The sequence below is a fragment of the Alienimonas sp. DA493 genome, from assembly GCF_043951915.1.
Classification (GTDB): domain Bacteria; phylum Planctomycetota; class Planctomycetia; order Planctomycetales; family Planctomycetaceae; genus Alienimonas.
Map to the genome: position 1 here is coordinate 1 of NZ_JBINJD010000203.1, position 7,777 is coordinate 7,777.

Here is a 7,777-nt window from a genome sequence, read left to right on the forward strand (position 1 = left end):
GGGGGCGTACACTGCCCCCGCCCCGCCTCGTTTCGTTTCGCTCCGCCCCCCGACATGCCCTCGCCGGACGTGCTGATCGTCGGCGGCGGGGTGATCGGACTGAGCTGCGGCGTCGAACTCGCCCGCCGGGGCCGGTCGGTTCTCCTATTGGAACGCGACGCGGTCGGAGCCCGAACGGGGGCCGCCAGTTGGGCGGGCGCCGGCATGCTGCCGCCGGCGTCGTTGGAGCATGCCGAGAGCCCCCGCGACCGCCTGCGGGCGTTCGCCCACACTCGCTGGGACGACTGGGCGGCGGCGCTGCGGGAGGCGTCCGGTGTGGACGTCGGCTACGAGCGGCTCGGTTCGCTGCACGTGTCGCACCCCGAACTCGGCGGCGACTTCGCCGCGGAGGAGGCGGAGCAGGCCGCCGCCGCGTTCCGCCGCGGCGGGGTGTGCGCCGAATGGCTCCCGCCCGAGGCCCTCCGGACCGAGGTCCCGTTTCTCTCCCGGGAGGTCGCCGCCGTCGTGCGACTGCCGGACGCCGGGCAGGTTCGCAACCCCCGACTCCTGCGAGCGTTACGGGCCGCGGGGGGAATTCGCCTAGAAATCCGTGAGGGAACGCCCGTTCGGGCCGTCCGCCGCCTCGGGGGGCGGGCCGTCGGCGTGATGACGGAGGCCGGGGAGCGCCTCGACGCCGGCGCCGTCCTGCTGTGCGGCGGGGCGTGGACCGGCGGACTGCTGGCGCCCCTGGGGTTCGACGCTGCCGTCCGTCCGGTGCGGGGCCAGATCGCGCTGCTCCGCACGCCGAAGCGGCCGTTCGCCCCGGTGATCGAGTGCGGCGCCCGCTATCTGGTGCCGCGGGCCGACGGGCGGACGATCGTGGGGGCCACGCAGGAGGAGGTCGGTTTTCGGCCGGACACCACCGCGGCCGGCCTCGCCGGGCTGCTCGACTTCGCCGCGGCCCTCGTGCCGGCGCTGGGGGGGGCGGCCGTGGAACGCTGCTGGGCGGGCCTCCGCCCCGGCACGCCCGACGGCAACCCGCTGCTCGGCCACGTGCCGGGCCGCGACGCGGGGGAGATCGACGGTCTCTTCCTCGCCGCCGGCCACTTCCGCGACGGCCTCCAGCAGAGCCCCGGCGCCGCCGCGATCGTCGCCGACCTGATCGAAGATCGCCCGCCGCCGGTTTCGCTGGAAGGACTCGCCCCCGGCCGGTTCGACGCGAAAGGGGAACGCTGATGCGGGCGGTGGTGCAACGGGTGTCGGAGGCGTCCGTGACGGTCGACGGCGAGGTCGTCGGGGCGGTCGGGCGGGGTTTGCTCGTGCTGCTCGGCGTCGAGGAGGGCGACGGCGACGCGGACCTGGTCTGGTTGGCCGAAAAGGTCGCGGGCCTGCGAATCTTCAAGGACGCCGAGGGCAAGATGAACCGCTCCGTCACCGACGTCGCGGGGGACGCGGAGGGCGACGATCCGCCCGCCGGGGCGCTCGTGGTGAGCCAGTTCACGCTGCTGGGCGACTGCCGGAAGGGTCGCCGGCCCAGCTTCGTCGCCGCCGCGGCGCCGGGCGAGGCGGATCGCCTCTATCAACAATTCTGCGAACGGCTGCGGACCGCGGGGCTGTTCGTCAGCACCGGCGTGTTCCGGGCGGACATGGCGGTCTCGCTGACGAACGACGGCCCGGTCACCCTGCTGCTGGACAGCCGCAAGCGGTTCTGAGGCGGGCGGCCGGGCTCCCCGTCCGCGGAGGCGGGAAACCTTCGCGGCCCAACCGCCCTTCCCGTCGATCCGGTCGATCCGATACCGTGGTCCGATTCGCTCCGGAGGACCGGGGCTGCGCACGCCGTTCCGTCAGGACGACTCGATTCATGTGGTACGACTTCGCCGTCGCCGCCATCCTCCTGTTCTGCATGGTCCGGGGGGCGAAGAAGGGCTTCCTCTGGCAACTCGCCGGGATCGCCGCGGTGGTGCTCTGCTTCGTCTTCGCGGAGACCGCTTCGCTGGCGATCGCGCCGTACCTGAAGATCGACCCGCCGCTGAACCGGTGGGTCTCGATGCTGTTGCTCTACGTGGCCTGCTCGTTCGTCTGCTTCGCCGTCGCCCGGGCGATGCAGAACGGGTTGGAGAAGGCGAAGTTCGAGGACTACGACCGCCACCTCGGCGGCCTGGTCGGCCTGCTCAAGGGAGCCGGGATCGCCGTCGTCCTGACCTTCTTCGCCGTCACGCTGTCGGAGACCCTGCGGCCCGCCGTGCTGGGCTCCCACAGCGGGCACGCCGCGGCCGTGGTGATGGACAAGCTCTCGCCCGTGTTTCCGGAGGAGCTGGGCAAGGTCCTCGAGCCTCACCTGAAAGAGTTTCAGGGCTTTGAGGAGGAATACCACAGCGGTCAGCTCGCCGGGGGCAGCGAGGACCCCGGGGACCTGTTCGACGACAACTTCGGCGGCTTCGACGACTTCGACGCCCCCGGCGGAGGCGACGCCTGGGACGAACCCGACGGCTTCGGCGAACCCGGCCCGCTGGCCGGGGGCGGTTCGCCCCCGACGGGCGACGGCTTCGGCGACGACCCGCGGTTCAACGGGCGGCCGGTCAGCGGCGAGGGAGCGTTCGGCGACTCCGCCCGCGGCGACTTCGGCGCCGCTCCGGGGGCAGGGGGCGATTGGCAGAACGACGGTCGACTGAACACGGATCGCCTGCGGAACGAAGCCGGCAACGTCGCCCGCGACCTGTGGAACGACGTGCCGGAGGAGACGCGGCGGAATCTCACGGACTCGCTGACCGAATCGGCGACCAACGCCGCCCGCCGTCGGGTCGAGGACGAGTGGGGCGTGCGGCTGGACGACTTCCTCGGCGACCCGAGCCAGCCCGCGGCCGAGCCCGCCGCGAACCGGCCGACGCGGCAGGAGCTGATCGCGGAGATCGCCGCGATCTACAACCGGGACGAGAACGTCCAGAGCATGATCCGCCAGCAGTCCGCCCGGGCGCTCGGCCCGGTGCCGGAGGAGGCCGCGCTGGACGTGCTCCAGGACTGGCTCGCCGACCTCCGGGGCCCGGCCGCCGGCCCGGACCCGGATCCGGGCACCACCAAGGCGACCACGCTGAGGGAGCGGATCACCCGCCGCCTGACCGCCCGGACGGCCCGCCCGGGGGAGACGGCGCCGCGACGGTGAGGGTCGGATTCGACCGTCGCCGGCAACGTCGCGGTTTCGCCGCCGGATCGAGGAAGTCCTATCTTCACAGGGCCAGAATCAGGCCCAGCTTGACATAACGGGCATTATCGGACGTTGTTCGTACCCCGAAGAACGGGGCGGCGACTCACTCCGCCGCGACCGCCTCGGCGGTCGCCGGGTCGGCCTGCCCCGCGGCGGCGAGTTCCTCGAACTGACCGATTCGACGGAAGCGTTCGTAGCGGCGGTTCAGCAGTTTGTCGGCCGGCAGATCGGCGAGGTCGCGGACGGCCCGGCCCAGGGCCTCCTTCAGTGCCCCGGCCGCGGCCCGGTGATCGCGGTGGGCGCCGCCGGGCGGCTCCTCGACGATCTCCTCGATGATGCCGAATTCCAGCAGGTGCTCGCTGGTGAACTTCAGGGCATTGGCGGCCCGGTCGACGTTCGCCGGCGTGGCGCCGCCCTCGGCCCGATACAGGATGCCGGCGCAGCCCTCAGGGCTGATTACGGAGTAGTAGGCGAACTGCATCACCGCGACGTGGTCGCCGATGCCGATGCCCAACGCCCCGCCGCTGCCGCCCTCGCCGATCACGCAGCAGACGATCGGCGTCTTGAGCCGGGCCATCTCGCGGAGGTTCAGCGCGATCGCGTAGCTCTGGCCGCGCTCTTCAGCGCCGACGCCCGGGTAGGCGCCGGGGGTGTCGATCAGGCAGACGATCGGCAGGCCGAACTTCTCGGCGAGCCGCATCTTTTCCAGCGCCTTGCGGTAGCCCTCCGGGTGGGCGCAGCCGTAGTAGCACTCGGTACGCTCCTTGAGCGTCCGCCCCTTCTGCTGGCCGACGAGCAACACCCGCTGGCCGTCCAGCTTGGCGAAGCCGGTAAGGATCGCGCGGTCGTCGCCGAAGGCCCGGTCGCCGTGCAGCTCGACGAACTCGTCGAAGACCAGTTCGATGTAGTCGCGGGTCTGGGGCCGCTCTGCGTGGCGGGCGACCTTGACGGTCTGGGCGGCGTCGAGGCCGCCGAAGACCTCGCGGGTCTTCTCCCGAATCTCCCGCCGCAACGCCCGGATGGCGTCGCGCAGGTGATTCGAGGGATCAGGGTCCGCCTCCAGGGCGGCGAGTTTTTCTTCGAGCTGGCGGATCGGCCGCTCGAACGGCAACAGGGGGGCGGGGGGCATCACGCGACCGGACGGAACGGGAACCCGCCAACGGCGGGGGCGCCGAGTCTACGGACGCGTTCCCGGATCGCCCAGTCCACCGCCCCGCCCCGAGTCGTCGCCGCCGGAACTCCGCCGGGACGACGCCGAGCCGACGTTGGCGTCGGCTCAGAGAATTTCCGGCAGTTCGGTCATCAGCGGGAGGTCGTCGTCCTCGGACGACTTCTTCTGACTGGCGTGCTGCTTTTGGCTGGGGTGCTGCTGGTCGGTCGGCCGCGTCAGCCCGGGGACTTGGACCTGCGGCCCGGCCGGAACGATCCGGCCCCCCTGCGACCCGGACGGAGCGCCCGCGGGCGGAGCCGGTCGTTGCGGGGCCTGTCCCGGCGGCGCCTGCGCGGGAGCCGGCCGACCTTGCGGCGGTTGCCCCGCCGCCGGTTGGCCCTGCGGGGGCTGCGTCTGCGGCGGTTGGCCCTGCGGCGGTTGGGGCGGCGGATAGACTCCTCCGGGCGGAAACTGTCCCGGCGGCGGGCCCTGGGCGTACGGGGGCGGCGCGTACTGCGGCTGCGGGTAGTAACCCGGCGGCGGATAACCGGGCGGGTAGCCCTGCGGCATGGCGGGGGGCGGCGACTGCGGCGGACTCGGCTGCCGCTGCGCCTCGCGGGCGGCGGCCTTCTTCGCCTCGCCGCCGATGTCCGCCCGGCGGCGGGCCTTTTTCGGCTGCGGCTTGGTCGGCGCCTTGATCCCCTTCTGCGTCCGGACCGCGTCGGCCCGGCTGTCCAGCAGGGTCGCCCCTTCCAACTCCGCCTCCTCCCGGCGGCGCTTCATTTCCGCGAGCAGTTCCTTCGGATCGCGTTTGAACAGCGTCGTGCCGCGGAACTCCGCGAAGACCTCGGTCGGCGTCTGGTGCCGATCCGCGGGCTTCTTCGCGAGCATCTTTTCGAGCAGGCGGTCGGCCTCCGGGGTGAGGTTGTCGTTGATCGAACTGGCCGGCGGCACCGACTCTTTGAGGTGCTGGCGGAGCATGTGGTTCGGGTCGTTCCCGGCGAACGGCGGGCGCCCGGTCAGCAGTTCGAACAGCGTGATCCCCAGGCTGTAGACGTCCGTCGCCGGGGTTTTCGGCTTCTTGAGGATCGTCTCCGGGGCGATGTAGGTCCGGGTGCCCCGGATCGTCGCTTTGCCGCCGAATAATGCCGCGAGTCCGCCCGCCGGCTTCTCGCTCAACGAGAAGTCGATCACCCGCACCTCGCCGGAGGGGGCGACCAACAGGTTGTCCGGCTTGAGGTCCAGGTGGAGCCAGCCCTTCTCGTGCATGTGGGCGAGCCCCTGGCAGATCCCTTCCACGATCCGCTGCACGTTCGCCTGGATCTCCGTGGGGTTGTTTTTCAGCGCCGATTTGAGGTTCGGATGCTTGAACAACTCCATCACCAGGTAGACGTTCGCCTTCGTTTTGACGAACCCGTCGGTGTGGATCACGTTGGGGTGGTTCATCGAAGAACCGACCTTCTGCTCGTGCTTGAGCGTCGCGATCTGGTCCCTGTCCTTGATCAGCGACTGCTGGAGCAGTTTGAGGGCGTGCGTCTGCCCGGAGGCGCGCTCCAGGGCCTCCCAGACGACGGTGGCCCCGCCGGAGGCGACTTTCTCCACAAGGTCGAAGCCGTCCACGGCGCTCCGGCCGCTGCCCTCCATGGAGGACGCGGCTTCGGCATGTTCGTCGGGGGGCGCGTCGGAGTCGGCCATCGCCTCACCGCCTTCGTCATTGACTCGGATCGACCCGCCCGGCGCAGCGCCGAACGGGGGAACGGACCCTCACTATAGCCCCGCCCGGAGGCCGGCGGCGCGATTCGTCGGGAGCGAAGTCGGGGTTCGGACGGGTTTCGCATCCGCGGCGGCGCCCTCAGAAACCGTCTGCCCCCCCGCCCTTGCGGGGGTCGGCGGCGGCGGAGAGCGTGCCGTCGGCGTTGCGGACCGCCATCTGCGACACGCCCAGCGCCGCCCGCTCCCGGACCTCATGGCCCAACGGTTTCAGTTCCCGCCGGACCTGTTCGTAGAGTTCCGGTTCGACCTCCAGCCAGTTCGGCGCCCACTGGTGGTGCATCCGCGGGGCTGCGATCGCGGCGGCGGGGCTCATCCCGCCGCGCACCCGGTTCAGCACGGTTTGCAGCGTCGCGGTGATGATCCGCGGCCCCCCGCTGGCGCCCGCCGCGAGCACGGCCCGCCCGTTCTGCACGCCGAGGGTCGGCGACATGCTGGAGAGCGGCACCCGCCCCGGCCCGACGGCGTTCGCCTCGCTCTGGATCAGGCCGAAGGCGTTCGGCTCGCCGGGGATCGCGGCGAAGTCGTCCATCTCGTTGTTCAACACCACCCCGTCGGCCGTGACCACGAGGCTGCCGAAGATCAGGTTGATCGTCTCCGTGCAGGCGACGGCGTTGCCGGTCGCGTCGATGACGGACAGGTGGCTCGTCCCCGCGTCCGGCGTCGGGGCGATGCGGCCGTAGTGCGAGGGCGGAAAGGTGCGGGTCGGGTCGATCTTCGCCGCTAAGGCCGCGGCGTACTCCGGCGACGTCAGCCGGGCGATCGGCAGCGGTTCGCCCTGCCGGGCGGCGTGGTAGGGGTCGCCCAGGAACGCCGCCCGGTCCGCAAAGCTGTGCTTCAGCGCCTCGACCAGCCGGTGCCGGCCCGCGGTGGAATCAAGTTCGACCCGCCCGGCGAGTCGCTCCCGGGCCGTCAGCAGATTGAGCGTTTCCAGCATCGCGGTCCCGCCGGAGGAGGGCGGCGGCATCACGTGCAGGGTCACGCCGTCGAAGGTCCCCGTCAGCGGTTCGACCCGACGCGGCTCGTAGGCCGCGAGGTCCTCCTCCGTCATCAGCCCGCCCGCCCCCCGCACCGCGACGACCAGCGTCTCCGCCGCCGGCCCCTCGTAGAACGCCGCCGGCCCCTCCGCGGCGATCCGCTCCAGCAGCCCGAGCTGCGGCGAGGGAACCGGCTCCCCTGCCCCGGGGAGTTCGCCCTCGAATAGGTAGTCCTTCCAGAAGGCGGCGAACCGGATCTGGAGGGCCGGCGTCTCCTCGAATTCCGCGATGAAGCGGGCCCGCTGGGTGCGGTCATGTTCGTCCAACGGCACGCCCTCCCGGGCGAGGCGGACGGCCGGGGCGCAGACGGCGGCCCACTCTAACTCGCCCCATTCGGTTTGCGCGAGATGCAGCCCGGCGACCGTGCCCGGGACGGCCACGGCCTTCCCGCCGCGGCGGCTGCCCTGCGGGTCGCCGGCGAACATGTCGCGGGTCGCCGCGGCGGGGGCGACCTCCCGGTAGTCCAACGCCCGGCAGACGCCCGCCCCGTCCGGGCCGTCGTCGGCGTCGTAGAAGAGGAGAAACCCGCCCCCGCCGAGCCCGCAGGAGTACGGCCGCACCACCGAGAGCGCCAAGCTGGTCGCCGCCGCGGCGTCCACCGCGTTGCCGCCGGCCCGGAGGACCTCCGCCCCCGCCGCC

6 protein-coding genes are annotated in these 7,777 nt (G+C 72.2%); 3 read left to right on the top strand and 3 right to left on the bottom strand.

From position 1 onward, the window contains the following. The 3 genes from thiO to ACG2DA_RS20490 form a co-directional block, all read left to right on the top strand. Nucleotides 1-1,215, top strand: a 1,215-nt coding sequence (gene thiO, locus ACG2DA_RS20480; protein WP_395258245.1) for a glycine oxidase ThiO, incomplete at its 5' end; no start/stop codon positions are given. Then, nucleotides 1,215-1,691 (top strand): D-aminoacyl-tRNA deacylase, encoded by a 477-nt coding sequence (dtd, locus tag ACG2DA_RS20485; RefSeq protein ID WP_395258247.1) that lies wholly within the window; start codon nucleotides 1,215-1,217, stop codon nucleotides 1,689-1,691. The genes thiO and dtd, both read left to right, overlap by 1 nt. 149 nt (nucleotides 1,692-1,840) lie before the next feature. After that, the gene (locus ACG2DA_RS20490; RefSeq protein ID WP_395258249.1) at nucleotides 1,841-3,139 is read left to right on the top strand and encodes a CvpA family protein; all 1,299 of its coding nucleotides are present in this window, start codon (nucleotides 1,841-1,843) and stop codon (nucleotides 3,137-3,139) included. A 145-nt stretch (nucleotides 3,140-3,284) separates the two neighbouring features. Here the strand turns inward: ACG2DA_RS20490 and ACG2DA_RS20495 are convergent, their stop codons facing one another. From ACG2DA_RS20495 to ggt, 3 genes are all read right to left on the bottom strand, one after another. Continuing rightward, complete coding sequence (locus tag ACG2DA_RS20495) at nucleotides 3,285-4,310, bottom strand: acetyl-CoA carboxylase carboxyltransferase subunit alpha (RefSeq protein WP_395258252.1); 1,026 nt, start codon at nucleotides 4,308-4,310, stop codon at nucleotides 3,285-3,287. Nucleotides 4,311-4,457: 147 nt separating this feature from the next. After that, complete coding sequence (locus ACG2DA_RS20500; RefSeq protein WP_395258254.1) at nucleotides 4,458-6,026, bottom strand: protein kinase; 1,569 nt, start codon at nucleotides 6,024-6,026, stop codon at nucleotides 4,458-4,460. A gap of 157 nt (nucleotides 6,027-6,183) precedes the next feature. Then, on the bottom strand, nucleotides 6,184-7,777 hold a 1,594-nt coding region (gene ggt, locus ACG2DA_RS20505; RefSeq protein WP_395258256.1), incomplete at its 5' end, for a gamma-glutamyltransferase.

Coding starts and splice junctions, on each gene's coding strand:
- dtd (WP_395258247.1), top strand. CDS start 1,215: ATGCGGGCGGTGGTGCAACGGGTGTCGGAGGCGTCCGTGACGGTCGAC.
- ACG2DA_RS20490 (WP_395258249.1), top strand. CDS start 1,841: ATGTGGTACGACTTCGCCGTCGCCGCCATCCTCCTGTTCTGCATGGTC.
- ACG2DA_RS20495 (WP_395258252.1), bottom strand. CDS start 4,310: ATGCCCCCCGCCCCCCTGTTGCCGTTCGAGCGGCCGATCCGCCAGCTC.
- ACG2DA_RS20500 (WP_395258254.1), bottom strand. CDS start 6,026: ATGGCCGACTCCGACGCGCCCCCCGACGAACATGCCGAAGCCGCGTCC.